A 23,789-nucleotide genomic window follows, 5' to 3' on the forward strand; every position below is an offset into this window, starting at 1 on the left:
CTTCTCCCACCAGTCCAGCATTGCTTGTCACCTTTAGCACTCGATTGCAATTACTTTACCGTATTTGCGGTGCTGTTTCTTAAATCCTTTATTAGTAAGCCTTTCAAGACTTAACGGGAAAAGTCAGCTGCGAGATATCTTTGCCAGTTTATTTTTTGCCGCCATTGGGATGTTAATTGATCCAGTGTTTTTGTGGAACAACCTGGAATTAATTTTGGGATTGGTAGCACTAGTTTTCATCGGTAAATTCTTGATTATCACGCCCCTAGTAAAGCTGTTTGGCTACCCTTTGAGAACAGCCATAATCGCTGGTTTGGGACTAGCGCAAATTGGGGAATTTTCCTTTGTTCTCGCCAGTGAAGGGCAGTCTTTGGGGCTGGTGTCCCGACAAATATACTTATTAATTTTGGGAACCACCGCAGTCACTCTCATGCTTACTCCCTTTGTATTGCGGTTAGTGCCATTTTTATTTAATTTTGCCGAATCAATGCCCTGGTTGAAACCGTATTTACAAGAAGATCAGGTACGGGATGTATCAGAAGATTTACCCTTCAAAGACCATGTAGTAGTCTGTGGTTATGGGCGAGTTGGCAAAAATTTAGTGAAATTGTTGCTGCAACACAACCTTCCTGTGGTAGTAATCGACCAATCAGAAAGCAGAATTCAGCAGTTGCGTGAGGCTGGAGTGTCTTATGTCTATGGCAATTGCGTGAGTTTACACGTTTTAGAAACCGCCGGAGTGAATCATGCCAAAGGAATGGCGATCGCACTTCCAGACCCGATGAGTACTCGTCTTTGTTTGAAACGCGCCTTAGAATTGCGCCCAGAATTAGATTTAGTTGTCCGTGCTAACCAGGATAAAAATATTGAGGTGCTGTATCAATTGGGAGCTAGAGAAGTGGTACAGCCAGAGTTTGAAGCCAGCTTAGAAATGTCAACCTATTTATTAACTGGCTTAGGCTTGTTGTCGCCAGCAGTCGTACAACGAGAAATGCAGCAAATTCGCAACGATCATTATTTAGATTTGCGGCCAGAACGTTCTGCAACTGAAGTTGCTCGTGATTTGCGTCAAGCCACCCGCGATTTAAATCAGCGCTGGTATCCTCTCCCAGCAGATTCGCCCTTAATTGGTATGAGCATAGAAGAAGCAGATATGCGCTACTTAACAGGAGCGAGTTTGATGGCAATTCGTCGCGCTAACGGCGATGAAATCGATTATCCCAATAATAAAACCAAATTGGAAAATGGCGATCGCTTGCTGGTAGTAGGAGCAGATGAAGAACTAGCAGCTTTGGCAGAATTCGCCAAGGGACAAGCTGCTGTTCCCGGAGAAAATAGTGCTTGCCAGTGGGTTACAGTTAATGCAGATGCGCCAACGCTAGGTAAAACCCTTGCAGATTTAGATATCAACAAGCGATTTGGAGTACAGGTACAGGCGATCCGGCGCGATGGTAAATTTATTCGCTATCCTGATGGCGGCATGGATTTGCGAGTTAGCGACCAAGTATTATTATGTGGTAGCTTGACAGGTCTGAGTCAACTAGAACAATTATTTGCGATCGCAAATTCACTACCCCTGTCTCTTCCAGTATTGAAGGCTGCTGAGGCAGAAGCACTCCAAGAGTTTCTACCTGTGGATCGTGTGGATTGAAGGGAGCAGGGCAGGCTACGGTGTACACACAAATCATCTGATCCCCCTAAATCCCCCTTAAAAAGGGGGACTTGAAGAAATTTCCCCCCTTTTTAAGGGGGGTTAGGGGAGATCGAAACACTGTTAGACAACTTTATAAGACTTGTGTGTACACCGTAGCCTGCTCCCTGCCCCCTGCTTCCTTGCTCCCCTGCCCCCTGCTCCCCTGCTTCCCCTGCTCCCCCTGCCCCGTTTACTTAAGCGATCGCTGCTCTACCGTATTATGTAAAGGTATAGAAAGAGAAAACTCTGCTCCTTTTCCCGGTTCGGATATTACACTTATTCGTCCGCCATGTTTTTCTACAATCGAGTGGCTAATTGATAATCCTAAACCTGTTCCTGTGCCTATAGGTTTTGTTGTGAAAAATGGGTCAAATAGGCGCTGTTTCACCTCGTCAGACATCCCAGCTCCATTATCTGCAATTTGAATAGTTACTGTATCGGCATCAGTCATTTTGGTACGAATTTGGATAGTCGGGATTTTTGTTTGTCTATCTTCATTGGTGAATGATGAATCCAAGGCATCAATAGCATTGTTCAGAATATTCATGAATACTTGATTGATCTGACTGGCGTAGCAACTAACTTCTGGCAACTGTGCATATTCCTTAATTACATCGATTCCGGGGCGGTGTGCTTTCTCTTCTAGACGGTGGTGTAAAATTAACAGGGTGCTGTCAATGCCTTCATGAAGATTGACACTTTTCATTTCAGCCTCATCCAAACGCGAGAAATTGCGGAGAGAAAGGACAATTTGACGAATGCGATCTGCCCCCACTTTCATTGATTGCAGCAATTTTTGTAAGTCTGGTTTGAGAAAGTTTAAATCTATTGCCTCTAGTTCTTCTTGAATCTCAGGAAACGGTTGAGGATAGTAGTGCTGATACCGCTCAACTAGATGCAGCAAATCTTGGCAATACTCATTGGTATAGGTAAGGTTGCCATAGATAAAGTTAATCGGGTTGTTAATTTCGTGGGCAACACCTGCTACCATTTGTCCCAATGAAGACATTTTTTCAGTTTGAATTAGTTGGCTTTGAGTGTGTTGCAGTTCCTCTAAAGTTTCCGAGAGATGCTGATTTTTATCATTCAACTCCAGAGTTCTCTGCTCTACCTTTTGCTCTAAAGTATGGTTGTAATCTTCTAATTGAGCTTTTGCTACAGCTAGATTGTTATACAACATGGCATTTTGCAGCGAGATGGCAGCTTGTGCTGTAAGCAACCGTAAAACCTCAAGACGGTTTTGGGTAAAGGCTCCAGTTGTCAAACTGTTTTCTAGGTATAGGATGCCAATTAGTTGGCCACGATTATGAATAGGCGTACATAGCAAGCTTTTGGGTTGCCATAGAATGATGTAGGGATCGTTGGCGAAGGTAGTTTCCTTGCGGGCATCATCTAACACTAGGGTTTCGGTGGTGCGCGATACATAATTCACAACTGCTTTGGGAACATCCTGACTAGCTGAAAGAGGAAGGGAGTGCAGGTTTATTATCCCCAAGTTTTCATCGGTAGGCGTAGGGTGTGGCAGAAATTGCTGTTCTTCAAAGATCGCTTGACTAGTTTTTTGAGCCACAACAACCCAATTATCCTCTTGAAGCAGCAGAAGGACTGATTTATCAGCCCCGGCATTTTCGATTACAACCTGCATCAGGGTTGTCAACAGCTTTTCTAACTCAATTTCTCCAGCCAGTGCATGAGAGGCTTTCATCACCGTTGCTAAATCTAATGCTTCAGTCCCAGTGGAACTACTTTGGTTGAATCCGATTGTAGTGGTGAGGGTTGAAGAAGTAGTTTCATCCTGCTGAAACAGCTTAAGCAATAATTGAGAATATTGGTGTTGCAACTGGTTAACTTTGGCGATCGCTCCCCAGCTAAGGTAAGTGTAATAGGCGTTTTCTAGGTAAATTTGCGCGATCGCTTCTTTGTTCCATTCTAAATAAAATCGGGCAGCCAGTTCATTGGCGAGGGCTTCTTCCTGAATATATCTATTGGCTTTTGCCTGTGTGATCGCGCGATCGTAATGATCCACTGCTTGAGCCATCTGTCCCAACACTCGGCATTCTTCGGCTTTCACCAATTCAAATTTGTGCAAATAATTCATGGGTGCGTGGTGCGCCCATGTCTGCATTTTTTCTTGGTTTTCTGTAACCCGTTCTAGTAATGTTTTTTGGCGAGAGACTATAGCTGTGCGATACTCTGCTAAAGCCGTCAAGGAATCATAAAAATAAAACATCGGCACAGTGGCATAGCCCGTTCCCGCAACTAGATATTCTCTAGCTTGAGCGGCTGTTTCCACTGCTTGAGAAAGGTTTTCAAACAGATAACAGAGAATCAATTTGTGGAGGAAGAAATAGTGAAGCCCTGTCAATTCATTGGCTTGAACCAGTTGATTCACAAATTCGGCTTCGTTGAGTGCTTCGCCTGTTATAATACAGGGGTTCTCAGCTTTGCCAAGCAAATTCAAAACTGTTTGCCAGAAAATACGGCAATAGTTTAGAGTCGTACCTTGCTTAAAATTTTCCAAAACATGACAGTAAGCCCGGATATCTTCCTCTAACGAGTTCAATTCTCGACCGAGAAAATAGGAATATTGGCAGATATCTTTGGTATTGAAACCTACGTAGTATACATTTCCAGTTTCTAGAGCAATCTTGTAACCATCCAGCATTAACTGCAAAGATTTTTGCAGTGGAGACTTCAAATAGGTGATGAAAGCACCTACGACATAAAATACTGTGGGTTTGATGTCGCTAATATTAAATTTGTCAGTTAGTGCCAAGGCAAGATTGCCAACTCGATCGGCTGTTTCAATATCCTGAAGAATTCCGCTCAAAAGAATGCCATAACAGCCATAACAAAAGGCAGAAAATGGAGCGTTGCCATACTCAATAGATGCTTGGACTTGAGACAAAATCAGTAGTGGAAACAGATTAGGATCGGCAATGTAAACGGCTGGAGCAACGTTTGCCACAATTCGGGTGACAGCTAGCTTCTCTGCGGCTACCATCACAGGTAAGTCAACCAATTCTGCAATATCACGACCGTTAATCAGAGTAGCCGTTTCTTCCAGGGCTTGCTGAATGTCTTGTGAGGTAGGTGTTTCTGGGAAAACCACGCCAAATTTACTCATTCCTTGACGTGCGATCGCGATCGCGCCCAGCACATCATTTTTAGCTGTATACGCCTGGATTTTGGTTTCGTAAATACCGACTTGATCCAGTGGAGTTTTGGCTTGCTGGATGACTGTTTGAGTCAATTTTTCCATCTGTTCATACGCGCCACTAAGATAAGCAGCATCGGCGGCTGATTCGTGCAATGCCAGAGCCAATTCATACTGACTTTGCCAACAGTCACTTCTCAATAAACGAATCCCAGTAGTTAAATACTCAATTGCTACCTGGTAAGCTGTGGAAGATTTGGCTTTTTTTCCTGCCGACAAGTTGAGTTGTGCCAGTCGATCACGATCGGTTTGAGATGCGATCAGTTCTATGCCAATATTCAATTGATTGACAATTTCAAAAATCAGCAATTCTTGCTCAGTTTCCGGGGTATTGCTCAACAGCAATTGACCAATTTTTAGGTGAGTTGCTGGTTTCTGATAGTCTGGAATTAGTGAATAAGCGGCTTGTTGAATGCGATCGTGGAAAAATTTGTAGGTAATAATTATTGGTGTGTTGTCATTTGTCAAATCATCCATGACAACAGACTCATCCTGAAAGAATGTATATCCTTCCCCACTGGGTAAGATCAATTCATCCTTGAGGGCTGGCCACAAATCTGCTGCGGTTTGGACTGGAGATTTTTCATAGACAACTGATAAGGTTTCTAAATCAAACTGATTGCCGATACAAGCAGCCAGTTTGAGAACATTCTGAGTCTGCTGTGGTAATTTGTGGAGTTGCACCGCCACAAACTCGACAATATCTTCTGTAAAAGACAGCGCCCGAATTTGAACTAGATTGCACTGCCAATCTCCCGTTCTGCTGGCAAAGGCGATCAACCCATCTTCATGCAGCGATTTGAGAAACTGGTTAGTGAAAAATGGATTACCTTTAGTCCTTTGATACACCAGATTGGCGATCGCAGTTGCTTGTTCTGTTGAATATTTGAGGGTATCTGCAATCAGTTGATTTAGGTCGGTTTCGGTAAGGGCAGAAAGAACAATACTACTAACTGTAATCGCCTCTTGACGCATTTCCTCAATGGTCAACATCAGGGGATGGGCTGAGGAAACCTCATTATCCCGATATGCTCCAATCACTAATAAATAAGAGTTGCTGGCTTCACTCATCAACAGATGCATCAATTTTAAAGAAGCCGAGTCTGCCCACTGTAAATCATCAAGAAAAATAACTAGGGGATGTTCTTGGGTTGTGAATACTTGAATGAATTTCTGAAACAGCAAATTGAAGCGGCTTTGGACAGCAGTACTCGATAATTCCGGGAGTGAGGGCTGTTTTCCAATGATTCGTTCGAGTTCTGGAATCACCTCAATAATTACTTGACCACTTTCACCCAAGGTAGACAAAATTTGAGTCTTCCACTGGTCAATTTGAGCATCACTCTCTGTCAGCAGTTGTGCCATTAAGTCCCGAAACGCTTGCACCAAAGCAAAAAAGGGAATATTCCGATTAAATTGATCGAATTTGCCCTTGATAAAGTATCCGCGCTGACGGGTGATTGGTTTATGAACTTCGTTGACAATTGCTGTTTTCCCAATGCCAGAGGAACCTGCCACCAGCATCATTTCAGAGGTTCCCTGGCGCACCCGTTCAAAAGTTGCTAGCAGCGTTGCCACTTCTACTTCCCGTCCATAGAGTTTTTCGGGAATGGCAAAGCGATCGCAAACGTCCCTGTACCCTAGCTGAAATGGGATAATATTTCCACTTTCTTGCAATTGCTCCAAACAAATTTGCAGATCGTGCTTTAGCCCTAATGCACTCTGATAGCGGTCTTCAGCATTCTTTGCCATCAGTTTCATGACGATATCACAGAGAATTTGGGGAATCTCTCCTCTATCATTTAAAAGTGGTGGTTGTTTTGCTATATGACAATGCACCAATTCCATCAAATCATCCGATTGAAATGGCAATTGCCCAGTTAAGAGTTCATAGAAAGTGACTCCAAGAGAATAGAAGTCAGTGCGATAATCAATCCCCCGATTCATGCGCCCGGTTTGTTCAGGGGAGAGATAGGCAAGAGTTCCTTCTAAAACAGTCGGGCTGGTTGAAAGTTGGTTAACTCTCGGCAGCAGTGAAGCAATACTAAAGTCAATGAGTTTGACCTGCTTTGTGGTAGGGTTTATCAGGATATTGGCGGGTTTGATATCCTTGTGGATGATTTCGTGATGGTAGAGATCAGCCAGAATATCGGCAAGTGCGATCGCAATCTGTAAAAACTCAGTCAAAAAATCAGGATGCAGATGTGAGGAATTTTCCTGATTTCCTGTCTCACCGAGCCCTTTCCTTCTAAAAGCAGTGTACTCCTTCAAAGAAATTCCACCAAAGTCTTCTAAAATCAAGGCGGGTCGATTTTGACAACTTTCCAGACTATAGATCCGAACAACCCCAGGAACATTTAAGATTTTCGTAATTGAGTACTGATTCCTGAATTGAGCCAACTCAATCACACTGGGATAAGAATTTTTCAGAAGTTTGATCACAACAGGGGTTTGATCGGCTTCTCGCCAACCTCGGTAAACCAGGGTGCGAGTGCTGGTGTAAATTCTTTCACCAATCCCATAACCGGGAACATCAACTCGATTTTCTACCATAAAGCTTGCGACTGGATAACCTGAGTTCAGTTTTCCCCGATTAACTCGAAGTATCACAATTCATGCTGTAATTTTCTGAAGGTAAAAAATTGAGAAACCCGGTTGATTTAGCTTAACCCGGTATAGTTCAATACTGCTCATCTAAGGGCGATACCCTGGGGGTTCGCCTTTGGCATTCTTGTAGAGTAGCCGCTTTGTGTCTACTGCGTGTATTTTTGTACAACTACTATTATAAAAAATGTTTGAAAAATCGTTAATGGCAGGTTGCTTAAATGAATGAGTTCGATCAAACTTTAGAAGATCAGAGCATGAGCTATGTGGGAATGATTGCAAAGTTTCCACTGGGTGTTCACGACCTCAAGTCTTTTATTACTCCTGAAAACCATCTATTCGTTCTCAGCCATCTGGGAATCCCAGCCATTGACATCAAGCAATGGAAGTTGAAAATTTCGGGATTAGTAGAGCAAACTCTTGAGTTGTCATATCAGAATTTGCTGAGTCTAGAATATCGTGAATTAACTGTTTTCCACCAATGTTCAGGCAATCCGCTTCAACCCAAGGTTCCGACAAGACTCATTAGTAATGTGACATGGGGTGGAATTTCGCTCAGAGCAATTCTTAATCAATTGCAAGTAAAACCTGAAGCTCGTTATATCTGGTTTGTCGGAACTGATCGCGGTGTTTATGAGGGAGTTTCTAGCGATTCATATATTAAAGATATTCCGATCAAAAAAGCATTGGATAATGATGTGCTGCTGGCGTACAAGCTGAACGGTGAGTTTCTGTCAGCAGAGCGGGGTTTTCCTTTGCGGCTGGTGGTTCCAGGCTACTATGGCACGAACTTTGTCAAGTGGCTCTCACATATTTATGTCACAGATCAGCGATCGCCAGGGCCCTTTACAACAACTTTCTATAACGATCGAGTTGGAGGCGATGATGCGACTTTAAAACCCGTTTGGGAAGTTGCACCGGAGTCTGTAATTGTTCATCCTTCTCAAAATGAAGTATTATACCTTCAACCTCAAACACATTGGGGTTGGGCCTGGGCATCCAAGGGTATCCAGTCGGTGGATTTTAGTACAGATGGTGGTATCACCTGGCAAGCTGCTGAAGTTGAAGCACGGTTGCAATATGCTTGGCAACGATTCACGTTTCAATGGACTCCACCAACGCCAGGACAATATAGCTTAATGAGTCGAGCCACTGATTATGATGGAGCAATTCAACCAATTCAGCAAGAGCGCAATGCTGTTTATACAGTAGCTGTCACTGTTAAAGAAACGACGATAAAAGGCTTTGACTCTTTTACCGTCGTCGAATAAATGAAAATTGAGCAGATAGTTTAGGCAGATGTTAGCGATCGCTCTGGTTCGTACACTTTAGAAAATGGTTCTTGATAAGAATGAGTCTTAATATAAACCAAAAACTCATTGATCAAGTCTGTAAAATACACAAACGCCACATCAATTAATTCAAGTGCTTGTTGACGAATTTCTTCCGACACCTCAATTTCTCTCATTATTTGCAAAGAAGAGGGAGTATGAAGAGTGTGGGTATTTTCTATATGGTTATGACGCATACCAAAGTAACGGAACTCTGTTTGAGTCATTTCTTGCAGTTGCAAGGCCGCAGACATGGTTGAACGGAAAAAAACATTCGCCGTCACCTCGGATACCTCAATGGCAACCAATCTGATGATAGGATCTGCTCCCCGAGTATACCGCTCAAAGATAGGAAACATCGAACGGGAAACCTTAGTATGATCGCTCCAAAGGAATCGCACGGCATCACTAAACCGCATAGGATAGTCAATCCCCATCTTTTCCATGTCTTCTAGTAACCATTGCCAGTGAAAATGTTCTTCGTGCGTGTGCAGATTTACCATCTCTTGAATGTAATTAGTCGTTGGCTCATCTCTAAGAACTCGTTTGCATAACTCACTGAACTCCAGTGCCAGTGGAGCAATCACAGGTGCAAATGCCAGTCTCTGGCGTGGATCAATGGACTCGTCTTTCATATACTCAAAGAACGGTAACTTGGCATATTTCTGGTTCTTCTGCTCAATCAACTCAAGAATTGATTTCATTTTCATTTTCATGTTCCTAACGATAGACAAATGGGTTTGTAACCGACTTGGTTATCCAGTCAGCCATAGCACTACTTAGGCTTTTGCCTGAGAGAGTGCTTATTGAGAAAGTCAGAAAGTTTGTTAGCTTAAGATGCTGCCACAGCGATTGTAATTGCTATCAAAACAAACAACTTACTTCATAAACTGTGGCAGAAAATGTTATGATAACTCTCCTCACATTTGTGTAAAGAGCTAACAGTAACTCAAACTAAACTATTTTTCGATGACGCAATAAAGTACATACAAATGTACTGTTACCACCTTTTGGTAAGATCGTAACTTTAAAGATTAGTCATTAAAAACCGTAAAATTACGACTTAAATAAATTATTTATTTGAATTTTATTATTCAAAACTGCTGCAATGTCAGTAGTTAATTTTAAGAGAATGTTTTTATAGCTGGACTTATTGAAGTAAAGATGAAAATTCTTACGGTAAAGTTTAAAGTATAGAACTTTACTTTAAACACCTGTAAAAAAAAGAATGTCAGTGATGCTATAATTACCAGTATAATCGTATAAAAAGTTTTATGATATAAATATATTTCTGTGGGGAATCAGGTGATTTGAAAATAATAAATGTATGCGATGGTGTATTGCAACAGATAATTATTAAAATTCCCTTATTTTTGAGCTAATGTTATAGCTACTTGCAAAAATTGTAGTATTTCCCATATCTTCATTAGCTTTTGAAAGAAGTCAGTAAATCATGTGCAATGGATGTATCAGCAGCATGTTTAATTACATCAAATGGCATTCCCAATCTTTCGGCAATATCTAGTAGAGTATACTGATACCAATTCTTTATGAAGCTGCGCCAAACTATATGAGGAACGAACCGCAAAGGACGCATACTCCTACGGAGAAGCAAGCTACGCGCAGCGTCTCGTCAGAGAAGAACACAAAGGAAGAAAGAAGAAGCAAAGGAAATTTGGCGCAGCTTCACAAAGAAATGGTATGAGCTACTGACTCAATGTATCACTGGAGCCAGCAGCCTTTAATCAGCCATTCCCATGCTCTGTATGAGCCCATGTGCCGAAATTACAACCAATTGCCAATCAACACATAGGCAGACCAAAAGCTTGGTGCTTTGTAGTTAGGGTGTTGCAACAGTTGTAGCTGGGCACGGTGGACAGCTTTGGCTTTAGTGATTTTGCCACTCTTGAGTTCTCGATAAAAGGCACTAACAAACATTGCCGTTGATTCATCATCAATCTGCCACAGTGAGGCGATGGTACTGCGTGCCCCAGCTCGGACAGCTGCTCCTGCAAGACCCAATGCTGCACGGCTGTCTCCTGTTGCTGTCTGGCAAGCACTCAAAACGAGTAGCTCTACTATAGTTTTGCCCTGACTGCGAAAAAGAGTATCAAAATCTTTGACATTGATCTGACCATCGAAATCCAAAATAAAAGTGTCTTCAAGGCGGGAACTAAACTGACCATGAGTTGCTAAATGCACTATGTTGAATGAAGCAGCATTAATTTCACCCTCTAAATTCTTTTTCTTAAAATCTCCATCTAGTAGGCTAGTTGTCGAGACTCCTGCTTTGGTAATGCCGTCAAATTCAGATTTGATCGCAAGCAACGGTGCAAACTTGGAAAAACCTGGTGGTGGCTGAGTCAGTCCTGCGGTTAGCGCTCTTAGCTGCTGTTTTACCAGTGGTTTAGGATCGAGGAGTTGCAGACCCACGCTCAGAGCAATTGCATATTTCTCTACCAAGTATTGCTTACCATCATATAGAGCTGCCATTGGTAAATTGCGTAAGGGGCCATCTAGGACAAACACTAGGGTATCTACCCCACTGTTTTGCAATTTTGACTCAATGGGTTGAAGCAGCCAGTTGTAAACTTCATGCGCCTGGGTTTGGACGGCTTTGGTAGCAGTGGGATTGACAAGACTTTTTCGCAGTTCTAGTAACAATTTCTCTACTTCTGTATGAGAAATCTGAGTAGTGTAGCTTTGCAGGGGTTGTTTAGGAATTTTGACAATTACCTGAAGTTCGTCAGGAAGAATAATTGGATAAAGAATGGCAGCCGTGGGATTATCTTTATCCACCATTTGATCGAGGGCTACTCTCTGTCCTTGTAGGCAAGCTTCTCGAAAGAAGTCGTCTAATTCTGCTAGTTGGAGTGCTTCAATGCGTTGGCGTGCTTTCTCCAATATTTTTTGATCTGGTTTTCCTTCTTGGGATTTTAGCAGTAACTCTACTGACTCTCGGTAGATGGGTTCTACGCTGTCCCGAAAGTTGAATTGTACATCCTGGTTAACTACGTCTTTATTGACTACTAAATCTCTGCGAAGGGACTGGAGAGTGTCTACAGCAGAATCATAGGCTGCGATCGCACCATTCATATCTTTTTTTGCCCGCAGTAATCTACCTAACTGCCACTCTAAGGTGTAGGTGATTTCTGGTGCATTACTGCTCTGTGCTAAAGCTAATCCTTGCCGGGTAAGCTCTTGTGCGTATGACAATTGTCCGGTTTCTTCATACAAACCGCCTAAACTCTTTAGTGAGTATGCTTCTGCCCGCTTGTCCCCTAAACTGCGAGATTGTTCAATAGCCCTAGCGAGTAATACTGCTGATTCTTTGGTGCTAAATCCTGAGTAGTAATGCTGACTAGATGCTTGCAATATACCACCCTTGACTTTTGCCAAACTTTGGGAAAAGTTAACGTGAGCGTAAATGCTAGCACGGCTGGGAGGAAGTTGAGCTAGTTCGGACTCAATCAATGGTAAGAGGGTTTGAACCTTTGCCCATTGTTGATCTTGAATCAGTAGGCTCAGGTGATTGAGTTGGGCTTGGACTTTTATTAAGGGTGAGGGAGATGCTGCAACTGTTTCTTGATAATAGGCGATCGCCAATAGGTTATTTTGTTGTTTACGGGCATTATTCCCCAGGCTGAACAGACTGGCTGCAATATCTGCGCTTGATTGCAGATTTCGAGCAATTGTCAGACTTTCTTCTAGCGCCAGACGTGACTTTTCCAAATCGCCCACTACTAAAAGAGCATCACCGAGCGATCGCAAACTCACTGTCTTTTCTATCGAATTTGGTTGAGATTTTAATGTCTGACTTACCCGATCGAGTGTTTTGACAGCGCGGGGGTAAAATCCTTGGGTTCGCCACGCTTGTGCTTGATTGATTAGCGATCGCACCACACCACTTTGATTATCTGCTCGCCTGTAAATTTCTTCTGTCTGCTGCCAAGTTGCTAAAGCTGCCTCGGCTTGTCCCATTCTCAGTTGAAGACGACCTTGAATATCCAGTGATTGGGCTAAGATTTGAAGATTTTGGTTTTCATCTTGTCCTTTGAGCAAGTTTAAGCTCTCTGTAATTGCCTGCTGTGCTTGACTCCATAAACCAAGTTGCTGGTAAGCTAGCGAAAGATTACTCAGTGTCGCTGCCTGTCTGAGGCTTTCTCCTTGCTGCTTATATGTTTGGACAGTCTGTTGTAATACTTCTACTGCCTTGGCAAAGTTACCAGAATTGTATAAAAATTTTCCCTGTTCTAGTAGCGAACCTGGGTCATTAACTACAGCCAGCGATGTCAAATTGTTAATCTGTAATTGAGATGAAGAATTAATTGAGCCAGGAACTTTTGCTAGCACGGGTGAACTCAATATGCATAGCAAAGCTATTAGAAAGTACAAAGGCAAACGCAAAAATTGAGCCAGTGTTGTTTTATGCCAACGCCCTGGCTGCTTTTGTATTTTAACTTTTACAGAATTCGCGCCAAAAATCCTAGTTGTTTTAGCCATAACCATGACAGGAGGTAATTGATAACCAGGAACGCACAGGATTTACTGTAGTTTGGGCTACCACGGTAATGTTACCATTCACATCCATTACTCATGCCTGAGCTTCCACAATCTTATTTATCATGGCTTGGATAAGGTTTTACTATCTAAGCTCCATTGTCACTGATTCCAGATAATTAGACACCTTGCAAAAGTAACAAATGCCAAGATGTCGGGGAAAGGTTAAAGGGTAAAGGGGAAATTTCATCCCTTTCCCTTTACCCCTTCCCCACTTCTGCAAGAAGTCTATTAGACATCTCCATAAATTAAATATGCGTTATCGATAACCTTTGTAGAGAAGTATTACCATAGCGGGGCCCAATTCAATGCAATAAACCTAATCATTTAAGAACGGATGACTTAATTTCTTGCTCTATCTGATTACTAATAATCTCAGATCCCATAGCAGGTTTATCTAGGTTAACTCTAATAAAATTAGTTTTATCTTTTCCTGTAAATTTTTTATCATTATCTGAGTCTTTGATAATTTTTATAAAAATTGCATTTTGACTTTGAACAACAACCCAATTGATGATTTGAGTATTGTTTGGGGTAATTTGCTGGAGATTCTTACCTGATAAATCAGAAAGATAACCAACAGTAGCATCTTCGCTGTTGAGTTTTGTATCTATGTTTGTGTCTTGTTCAAGGATTTTATAAAACCAAACTCTTGTAGGCGGCTTCTCTACCGCTTTTACCTCTAATAAATCAAAGGAGGCGATAATGGCTTTTTTATTTAATAAAATATGAGCTTCACCATCTTGCTTTCGATAAAAGATGATGTTAGACAATTGGTTATTTCTTTCATAAGAACGTGAAAGGCTTAAATCAGTTTTTTTATCTTCATTCTGCTCTGGAAGAACAACGGGAATCATTATATAATCTGATTGTTCTTTAATAATTAAATCTCCATAGACAAGATTCGGATCTGGTTTCGATTTATCTGTTGCTTGTGCCTGTTCCGCTTTTGTGATAGTTGAAGACTTACAAGAAAAAGAAAGGAGCGTAATAATAATAGCTGTAGCAATTTTATTTAAAAATCTATTATATTCCATCAATTTTTTTGACACGATACATTGCCATTCTATTTTCCTCGCTGCTTGGAAATGACTTAGTTAGCTTGAGTTTATATTCTACAAAATAAGCCCATGTTAGTGGGCTTATTGATATATACAAAACAAATAAAGTAACCCAACCAAAAGGTTTAACATTTATAAGAAGGGGAAGGGGGAAAGAGGAAAGGTAAAAACCTCGCCCGCAAGTGGCGCGAAATAATCCAAATTTTATGAGGAAGGTAAAAACCTCGCCCGCAAGTGGCGCGACAATCATCATCCCTTTCCCCTTTCCCCTTTAACCTTTTCCCTTTTATTATTTATTGGGCACATTAACTGGCTTTTGTTAAAAAGACTTTAGTTTCCCAACTATCTCTTCAAGCGTCAATTCCTGCACCATCTGCCGTACCGAGAAAATCATATCACAATAAAATACCAAAAACCTGATCAGGGTTGACCAGGTTTTATCGAGTTCACAGATTTCAAATTGTTAAACTAATTAAGTAATTGGAGGTTAATAACTAGGGTGGACTAGACAACTAACAAACTCAGCATTCTTGCGTTTTTCCGCTTTGGGATTTGGCTTTGCCTTTGACATTAGGCTTTTGCCACTTTTGTAATCTTGATATGCTGAAATTTGCTTGGGTTGATGACAGGGGACACTAAGTCATTTACCCTTTTCTTTTGGTTTTATTTTGTTTGGTGTCCTACTATTTAAGTTATCACTTCAGTTTCTAAGTTGCAACTCTTAGTTTACTAAAGTTGATGTTTTGTTAGATTTTGCAATCTAGCTCCAGATATTTGATCCCTGGCTATCTTTTTAAGATATTTGAGGGGATCTTCGAGAGAACAGCATAGCTAATCAAACTGCATTGTCATCAATTGCACATAATTTGACTTTCATCCAGATAATTGCTGGAAATACGTCCAATTGCATCAATTTTTACCAATTGGGCAGGATCAACCTTAATTTGGGTGGCTAATGCGTTGTCTAGTACAACACGGCGGAAATAAACCAATCATTCCAAATCAACGAAACACTTATGCTGTATTCATTTTTAGTTTTTAGTTTTTAATTTTTAATTCCGCCTTGCGGTACTAGTGCTTGTTGGGGATAATGTGCCCTTGCAATAGCATTAATTTGAGGTTGGGCAATTAGCCACGGCAAAGCTAACTGAGCAAGGGTACAATTATAAATAAGAGCTATGGGACGTAATTTTTGTAGCGCTTATTGAGCATGTTCAAAGTTTTCGCGTTGAAACAGTTTATTTTTAGCACGATTATCTGCTGGGTTGGTAGCGATCGCTTGTTTATAACTGCTTTCTAATTCATTCCCTTGGACAGTTTCACACTTTATCGGTCTTAGCTTGAATTAAATCAGAGTTACAGTAGATGCTGATGGAATTGACTACAACTTTTCATGCTCTCAAAGAATGGGCTGTCGCCGTAAATGCCTTGGAGAGTGGCAAAACAATTATGTTGCTTCGCAAAGGGGGTATTCATGAACGAAATGGACATTTCCAAGTTGCCCACAAGCAAATTTTGCTTTACCCTACTTATGAACATCAACAAGCATTTATGCTCAAACCTGAGTATGCTAATTGTGTTTATCCAGTAACATCAGGTTGGCATCCAGAGACAGTTCGCATCGGCAGTTGGGCTGAAATTACAGATATTTTGCCAGTTAGTGACGAATTTCTTGTCAACGCCTTGCTTCCGTTCCATATTTGGAACGAGCATTTTATTAGCGATCGCCTTAAATGGAAACCACGTCAGCCCCTTTATATTCTCCTCCTGCGGACATATAAGCTAACCCAAGAGCCAGAAATTCCTTATTACCCTAAATACGGCGGTTGCAAATCATGGATTGATTTAGATCAATCAATTAACTTGCAAGAAACAACACCAGCTTTGTCTGACTTTGCATACACCCAATTAGTACAGACAATTCGCGGCATTGTCGGCGACAAAATGGCCAGAAAGATTGATATGCTCAATTACAACTCGACTTTTGGCTAAACCTCGGTTGTATTGCTGCTAAGTTTTTCAATTTACAGAGAAGCTATGGTATTTGGAAAACTCGATCAAATTGGGCTTTGATCGCAAAAAAAGCTCGCCCACCAAATATTTAGAGTTTTTCTACAGCGATCGCACGCTGCACTATCCGCTAGTCAGGAGCCAGAATTTAGAACTGAATTTTGGCTCCTGACTTCTGTTTTTTAAAAATACAGCAGATTGCAAATTCCTAACCACCCTGAAAACAGTAGTTATTGCTACACACGATCGCAAAAAACGCGCATAACATTAGAAAAATCTCACCCTAATACATAAGGTGAGGCAAATCTGTTTATCTGCATGTCCAAAAATAGCTCACAAGGGTGAGAAGTAACTTGACAAAAGTCTGATATTATGCGTTAGTTGTTAGCTAAAAGCAAAGGAGTTTGCAATGCATCGACAAATGTGCTGGTTATCTAAGTCTGGTGGCGACGGCGAGAAAATTTTGTATTTGCAGACAGAACCCAACCAGCCTTGGCGGCCCTACACGGCTTTTGGACATTTCACAGTCCCAGATTATCAAATACCAGGTGGTTCTAAAGGTTGGGCAACTTATCAAAAACTTCTCAAAGCAGGTTGGACACTAGTACCTAGCGCACGCGCCAATGAGTTTGGCAGCAGTAGCTACGTAGAGTCAACAATCCAAAATCAATAGTTATTGGTCATTAATCATTGGTCATTTGTTATTAGTCATTTGTTATTCTGTGCGTCCCTGTGTCTCGCCAGTCGCTCACTCGCTCACAAACCTCTGGGGGAACCTTCACCGCGAGGATCTGCCGCGCCTTCTAGAGTTCCATCAGATGTAACCGCGATCGCGTTACCATTACCCCAAGGAGTAGTTTCCTTTATTTTATGCCCCCGACGGCGTAATTCTTGTAGAGTCAGAGCATCTAAACCCCAGGATTCTACACGCAACTCATCTGGAAGCCATTGATGATGTATGCGTGGAACAGAAACAGCCGCGCCAACATCCATGTTGTATTCCAGCACATTTAGGATGACTTGCAAAACCTGAGTGATGATAGTGCTACCACCAGGCGCACCTGCTGCCATCCGAAAATGACCATTTTCTGTGACAATTGTGGGAGTCATGCTGGATAAGGGAGTTTTGCGGGGTGCAATGCTGTTGGCATCATTACCAACTAAACCAAAGGCGTTAGGTACTCCTGGCGCAGCAGCAAAATCATCCATTTCATTGTTGAGGACAATTCCAGTTCCTGGTGTCACCACACCAGCACCAAAACTGAGGTTAATGGTGAAAGTTAGACTTACAGCGTTGCGTTCTTCATCCACAACCGTAAGATGGCTGGTTTCAGTGGATTCATACCGCGTCGCGTGCAGTTTCAGAGATTGGTGAGATAAAGGAATGGTATTTTCTCCTAAACTCCGATTATTAGCCTGACTAAAACGTTGTAGTGTCTTTCTATCTACTGGCTTGACCTTGGTCGAGGGTCTAGCCACTTGCATATTAATTTCTTGACGGCGTTGTTTGGCGTAAGCTGGACTGAGTAGTTCTTGTACAGGAACTTTGACAAAATCAGGATCGCCTAAATATTCTGAACGATCGGCGTAAGCAATTTTCATTGCCTCTACCATTAAGTGGATAGCGTCAGGATGATGCCATCCCAAAGATTTTAAATCAGTGTCACCAATAATATTTAAAATCTGCAATAGGTGAACGCCTCCCGATGATGGAGGTGGCATAGAGCAAACTTTAGCTTTGCGGAAATTGCCACAAATAGGAGTCCGCCAGATTGGTTTGTAGGCTTTCAGGTCTTCTAGAGTAATTAAACCACCATTTTTTACCATATCAGAAGCGATCGCACGAGCAATACTTCCGGTGTAAAAACTTTGGGGATTTTCGGCAACTGCTGTTAAAGTGCGTGCCAAATCATTCTGCACCAGTTTCTCCCCTGGCTTATAAAATTCACCGTTGTGAGTGAAAATTTCCCGCAGGGCTGGATTTTTGAGAAGTGCTTGCTGGCTGGATTGGTTTGTTTGCAGATAACGCCAAGTTGCGGCATCGCCAAGAATAAAGCCATCTTTAGCAAGTGCGATCGCAGGTTTCATCACCTCTTGCCAAGGAAGTTTACCATAGCGACGATGCAGTTCATAAAGTCCCGCCACCGTTCCTGGTGTCCCTACTGCCAAATAACCATTAATACTTGCATTGGGACGCACCTTTCCTTCTGCGTCAAGATACATATTTCTTGTAGCTTTCAGGGGTGCGCGTTCGCGGAAATCTAACGCTTTGATGTCGCCAGTTTTCTCAGAGTGCATCAGCAAAAATCCGCCGCCACCGATTCCCGCTGAAAAAGGCTCAACTACAGAAATTGCAAAGGTTGTGGCTACAGCTGCATCCACTGCATTACCAGCTTTGCGTAACATCGAAATTCCCGCTTCACTTGCTAAGGGATGAGCTGAAACCACCATTCCCTTTTTGCTGCGTAGGGGTAAAGTTAAAGCAGCCGAAGCGACTTGGCTATAAACAAAGAGTGTGAAAGAAAAGGCTGCGATGGCTACGTGCGTCGCAGGCATTGCAACTCGCTTGGCTTTAGTAACAGTAAGCATTTTTATACCATTTTTCATAAAAACTTATACATATATAGCATCTGGGTGTACTTAATTTATCAGATTTTGATTACCATTATTTGCGTAGCTTGCTGCTGTAGGCATGGCTCTCCCCCTTGAAAAAGAGGCAGGCAGGGTGGTTTCATACAACCAGAGAAAAACTAAAACTGGGTTTCAAAGCCTATCGACCTTTCGGGGAAGCCTAATTTATAAAGTAAATATTAATTAGAATGTGTTACGGCGTTTAGGAATTTGAGTGTTTGAGAAAGTCTAATTTAGCAGTAATGTACTATATTTCCAGGTGTTCTACTCTCAGCGATAACGCACACTACAATTCAACATTTACTTTATAAATGGTTTCTTACAAATATAAAGAGTATGCAAAGATTTTTGGAAAAGATAGACATCTAAGTAAATATTCGATATTTAGTTATTGTTGGGTTATTTTGATGTTTTCTATTTTACAGATAGAAATTCAAGAGCGATGCCTACGGCGGCAAGCTACGCCGACAACAAATGCATAAAAATTCCCTGTTTTATGCCATCTCAAGTTTTCCCTATTTTTAAACTAGTAAGACTTATGCATTGACAAAGCAACTAAATTTTGTGCAGTGCTTAAGACTTAGATAGTCCTCAATACTGAGATAAGTAATGTGTGCAAGCGAATTAAAGGGGAAGTCTTTAATGAACAATTGGCGAGTCTATCTATCTAAAGAGCGAATATTATATGCCGAAAGCTTGAACTTTTGGCAAATTATTTGTGCCATCAAAAAGCACTAACTCGATTATTGACAACTGAAGTTACTCCAAAAATCGATTCAATCAGGAAAAAGTTATGGCAATTATCATTGGAACCAGCGGTAACGACACCTTACGGGGCGCTTTTGATTATATCGATTACAACGACATCCTAACTGGTGGCGGTGGCAACGATATAATATTTTTTGACGGCGACTCAAACTACATTAATAAGATCACAGATTTCGGTGGAGTAGGTAAAGGAACAAACCCCACAGCAGCAGTCATTGCCGAAGTGGATACTCTAAATTTCCAGAGCTATAGCGCCTTTACTGCTCAAAACTTGCTCCTCACCCAGAATGGCACAAGTCTGGAAATCGGCTTTCAAGGGTTTGGTAGTTACAAATTCATTCTGGAAAACTTTGCCCTGGAAAACCTTGATAACCTCACCAAATCTGCTGGAGCCACTGTAGATTTGGGCAATATTCTGTTTTATGGGCAAACTACCATCATCGACAGCTTTGATGTCTTCGATGCCAACTCCACCCAAAGCACTGTCTTTAAAAAAAACACAGTCACCTTCCTAAACGACCTATCCAACAATGTTAGTGGCTTTGACAATTCAAATGATGTCATCAATGGTCAAGGGGGTGATGACATTCTTGAAGGCTTAAGTGGCAATGACATTTTGAGGGGTGGCGCGGGCAATAATACCCTCAACGGTGGTGTTGGTGACGATACTTTGTATGCCGACTCCCCCTCAAGCAATAATCTGTTTAATGGTGGCGATGGCAATGATTTTCTCTCCACCTCTGGCGGAGACTACTACAACGCCTACTCACCAAGCTACGACGATCGCTCTTTAGGCAACAATACCCTCAACGGTGGTGCTGGTGATGATACTTTAAATGCTAGCGGTTCATTAGGCGATAACCTCTTAGATGGGGGCGATGGCAATGATTCTCTCTCTATCTCTGGGATTGTAAGGGGTGAGCAGTACACAGGGTCTGACTCTGGCTCAGATGGCGATAACACCCTCAACGGTGGTAATGGTGATGATATCTTGAGTGCTAGTGGATCATCAGGCGATAACCTGCTTTTTGGAGGCGATGGCAATGATTTTCTAGACATCTCTGGCTTTTTGTCTATATATCAAGACTCCTACTTCAACTCGATCTCCTCAGGCAATAACCTCCTAAATGGAGGCGATGGCAATGATACTCTAACAGCCTCTGGTGCCACTGGTAATAACACCCTCAACGGTGGTAATGGCGATGATAGCCTCATAGGTGGTAATAGCAATGATAGCCTCACAGGCGGCGGTGGTAAGGATAAATTTGTTTACGACGGCTTATACGACAACGACAACAGCCTATACAGCGACACCATTAATAATGGCACTACTACGATCGCTGATTTTGATGGAGTAGGTAAAGGAACAAACCCCACAGCAGCAGTTATAGCCGAAGTGGACACTCTAATATTCCAGGACGATAGTAGCTTCACTGCCGACAATTTGCTTCTCACCCAGAATGGCACAAGTTTGGAAATCAGCTTTCAAGGGTATGGTGATACCAGATTCATCCTGGAAAACTTTGCTCTGGAAAACCTAGAAAACCTCACCAAATCTACTGGAGCCACTGTAGATTTGGGCAATATTCTGTTTTATGGGCAAACTGCCATTACCGATAGCTTTGATGTCTTCGATGCCAACTCCACCCAAAGCACTGTCTTTAGAAGAAACACAGTCACCTTCCTAAACAACCTAGACAACAATGTTAGTGGCTTTGACAATTCAAATGATGTCATCAATGGTCAAGGGGGTGATGACATTCTTGAAGGCTTAAGTGGCAATGACATTTTGAGGGGTGGCGATGGCAATAATATTCTCAACGGTGGCGATGGCAATGACACTCTCAATGGTGGCACTGGCAATAACACCCTCAATGGTGGCAATGGCAATGATTCCTTAAATTTCCACTCCCTATCTACGTTAGTCACTCAAACAGTAGACGGGGGAGCAGGTAACGACTTCTTGTCTTTCAGTTATAGCAGTGCTACCACGGGAATTACTTCGACTTTCAATCCTACTACTAACATCACAGTAATTTCTTCGACGGCGGACACAACAGTGTTTAGCTACAAGAATATCGAACAATTAAATATCACAGGTACAGACTATGATGATTATCTTGTGGGAAGCAATGGTAATGATACGCTCCGCCCAGGCAATGGTAACGATACAGTAGATGGTGGCGCTGGTGACGATTTCTTGAATATTAGTCTTTCAACAGGGGATCACCTCCTCAATGGAGGCAATGGCAATGATTCTTTACAGGCTTTTAGTTACATTTACGACGAATTCGGAAATTTTGTGAATGGTAGCATATCTGGCGATAACACCCTCAACGGTGGTGCTGGGAACGATACATTAAATGCTTACGGTTTAGCAGGCAATAATTTATTAGATGGGGGCGATGGTAATGATTATCTCTCTGTCATTTATTTCGCCTCTGGTGAGAACACCCTCAACGGTGGTGTTGGTAACGATACATTGTATGGTGGTAGCAGTTCAACAGGCAATACTCTATTAGATGGGGGCGATGGTAATGATTCCCTAATAGCCTCTGATGGCTCAGGTAATAACACCGTCAAAGGTGGCAATGGTGATGATACCCTCAGAGGTGGCTATAGCAATGCTATCCTCATTGGCGGCAAAGGTAATGATTGGCTCTATGGTGAAGGTGGCACTGATACCTTTGTTTTCGATAGTTTCAATGAAGGTCTTGATCTGATACGTGACTTCGCTACCATTAATGAACTAATTCAGGTGTCGGCTGCTGGTTTTGGTGGCGGTTTATCAGCAGGTGTACTTAAGACAAGCCAGTTTACACTTGGAGAATCTGCAACCACTAGCACCCAGCGATTTATTTATAACTCCACTACAGGTGCATTGTTCTTTGACCAGGATGGTAGTGCAGGCGCATTTACTCAGGTACAATTTGCAGGATTATCTCCTGGGTTGTCACTAACGAACAACAATTTTGTGGTTGTTTAATAGTTATTAGAGTTCCATCACTTGGCCATAGAGGACAAGAATAAGACTTACGCACTAAAGCCTAGATCCCCCTAGCCCCCCGATCAATTTGGGCGAACTTCTAAAGCCCCATTTTTAAGGGGATTGGGCAAGCTGAGTGCGTAAGTCCTAGAATTTATGAATCCTGCGATCGCCTATCATCCATGTAATACGAACGGCAATATCTACAATGTGAGCTAATATGGATACCGTAATTACACCACAAAGAATTGAGTTACCACCTGGCGCGGTATTGAAACTTTTAGGAAACTGGCAAGACTATCAAGTATTGAGTCAGCAACTAGGCGATCGCTCTTCGCCTCGCATTAAATATCGACCTGGGGAAATTTTGCTAATGGCACCGCTACCAGAACATGGAAGAGATGCGAGTTTGTTGGCAGATATTGCTAAGGTTTTGCTGGATCATTTAAACCGCATATACGAGTCATTTACGCCCATTACCATGAGCTTGCCAGAAATTAGTGGTATTGAACCAGACTATTCCTTTTACATTGAAAATTGCAGAGCAGTAGTTGGTAAAAAAAGAATTGATTGGGAGTCAGATCCACCACCAGATTTAGCAATTGAAATAGACGTTACAAGCTACACCGATATTAATGATTACTTACCTTATCGAGTGCCTGAAGTCTGGATATTAAAGAGTAATCGCTTATTAATTTATAGATTACAAACAGAAAGTTATGCGCTTACAGAAAGCAGCTACTTCCCTAACGTCAGAGAAATTGTGCAGCAATGTCTCCAAATGGCCAATGAGCAATCAACAAGTGAAGTCATTAGGTGGTTAAAGAGCTTTTTGCATAGACAACAGTAGGGTGTGTTAAGGCTTCCGTAACGCACCATTTCAGGTTGTCAGTGCATGACACTAAAGCTTAATTACGAATTACGAATT

11 protein-coding genes and 2 pseudogenes are annotated in these 23,789 nt (G+C 42.0%); 6 read left to right on the plus strand and 7 right to left on the minus strand.

Features of this window, described 5'->3' with window-relative positions:
• Positions 1-127 precede the first annotated feature (127 nt).
• Positions 128-1,651 (plus strand): annotated as a pseudogene (locus tag IQ274_RS32695) (TrkA C-terminal domain-containing protein); the annotation flags it as partial.
• 232 nt (positions 1,652-1,883) lie between these two features.
• Here the strand turns inward: IQ274_RS32695 and IQ274_RS32700 are convergent.
• Positions 1,884-7,520: an AAA family ATPase gene (locus tag IQ274_RS32700; RefSeq protein WP_416209862.1), complete on the minus strand. Its 5,637-nt coding sequence runs from the start codon at positions 7,518-7,520 to the stop codon at positions 1,884-1,886.
• Between the two features lie 215 nt (positions 7,521-7,735).
• Here IQ274_RS32700 and IQ274_RS32705 point away from each other — a divergent pair, with 215 nt between their 5' ends.
• The gene (locus tag IQ274_RS32705; protein ID WP_194144776.1) at positions 7,736-8,785 is read left to right on the plus strand and encodes a molybdopterin-dependent oxidoreductase; all 1,050 of its coding nucleotides are present in this window, start codon (positions 7,736-7,738) and stop codon (positions 8,783-8,785) included.
• A 20-nt stretch (positions 8,786-8,805) separates the two neighbouring features.
• Here IQ274_RS32705 and IQ274_RS32710 read toward each other — a convergent pair whose 3' ends face one another.
• The 5 genes and pseudogenes from IQ274_RS32710 to IQ274_RS37000 form a co-directional block, all read right to left on the minus strand.
• Positions 8,806-9,555 (minus strand): hypothetical protein, encoded by a 750-nt coding sequence (locus tag IQ274_RS32710; RefSeq protein WP_228058539.1) that lies wholly within the window; start codon positions 9,553-9,555, stop codon positions 8,806-8,808.
• A 1,075-nt stretch (positions 9,556-10,630) separates the two neighbouring features.
• A complete protein-coding gene (locus IQ274_RS32715; protein ID WP_194144777.1) occupies positions 10,631-13,354 on the minus strand; it encodes a CHAT domain-containing protein in 2,724 nt (907 codons plus the stop codon).
• A 374-nt stretch (positions 13,355-13,728) separates the two neighbouring features.
• Positions 13,729-14,442, minus strand: coding sequence for a hypothetical protein (locus IQ274_RS32720; RefSeq protein ID WP_175586530.1), 714 nt, complete (start codon positions 14,440-14,442; stop codon positions 13,729-13,731).
• The gene (locus IQ274_RS32725) at positions 14,432-14,719 is read right to left on the minus strand and encodes a hypothetical protein (protein WP_163927437.1); all 288 of its coding nucleotides are present in this window, start codon (positions 14,717-14,719) and stop codon (positions 14,432-14,434) included. Before IQ274_RS32725 ends, IQ274_RS32720 begins: the two co-directional genes overlap by 11 nt.
• 792 nt (positions 14,720-15,511) lie before the next feature.
• Positions 15,512-15,733, minus strand: a pseudogene (locus IQ274_RS37000) (hypothetical protein); the annotation flags it as partial.
• 98 nt (positions 15,734-15,831) lie between these two features.
• Between IQ274_RS37000 and IQ274_RS32730 the strand changes: the two are divergent.
• Positions 15,832-16,458 carry a DUF1802 family protein gene (locus IQ274_RS32730; RefSeq protein WP_194144778.1) on the plus strand — a complete coding sequence of 209 codons (627 nt, stop codon included), beginning with the start codon at positions 15,832-15,834 and terminating at the stop codon, positions 16,456-16,458.
• A 427-nt stretch (positions 16,459-16,885) separates the two neighbouring features.
• On the plus strand, positions 16,886-17,149 hold the full coding sequence (locus IQ274_RS32735) for a hypothetical protein (RefSeq protein WP_012409208.1): 264 nt from the start codon (positions 16,886-16,888) through the stop codon (positions 17,147-17,149).
• 83 nt (positions 17,150-17,232) lie between these two features.
• Here the strand turns inward: IQ274_RS32735 and ggt are convergent, their stop codons facing one another.
• On the minus strand, positions 17,233-19,032 hold the full coding sequence (gene ggt / locus IQ274_RS32740) for a gamma-glutamyltransferase (RefSeq protein ID WP_194144784.1): 1,800 nt from the start codon (positions 19,030-19,032) through the stop codon (positions 17,233-17,235).
• A gap of 868 nt (positions 19,033-19,900) precedes the next feature.
• On the opposite strand from ggt, the gene IQ274_RS32745 reads away from it, so the two are divergent.
• Both IQ274_RS32745 and IQ274_RS32750 read left to right on the plus strand, forming a co-directional pair.
• Positions 19,901-22,861, plus strand: coding sequence for a beta strand repeat-containing protein (locus tag IQ274_RS32745; protein WP_194144779.1), 2,961 nt, complete (start codon positions 19,901-19,903; stop codon positions 22,859-22,861).
• A 220-nt stretch (positions 22,862-23,081) separates the two neighbouring features.
• On the plus strand, positions 23,082-23,711 hold the full coding sequence (locus IQ274_RS32750; protein ID WP_194144780.1) for a Uma2 family endonuclease: 630 nt from the start codon (positions 23,082-23,084) through the stop codon (positions 23,709-23,711).
• Positions 23,712-23,789: the final 78 nt, after the last annotated feature.

Source organism: Nostoc sp. LEGE 12447, assembly GCF_015206985.1.
GTDB lineage: Bacteria > Cyanobacteriota > Cyanobacteriia > Cyanobacteriales > Nostocaceae > Nostoc.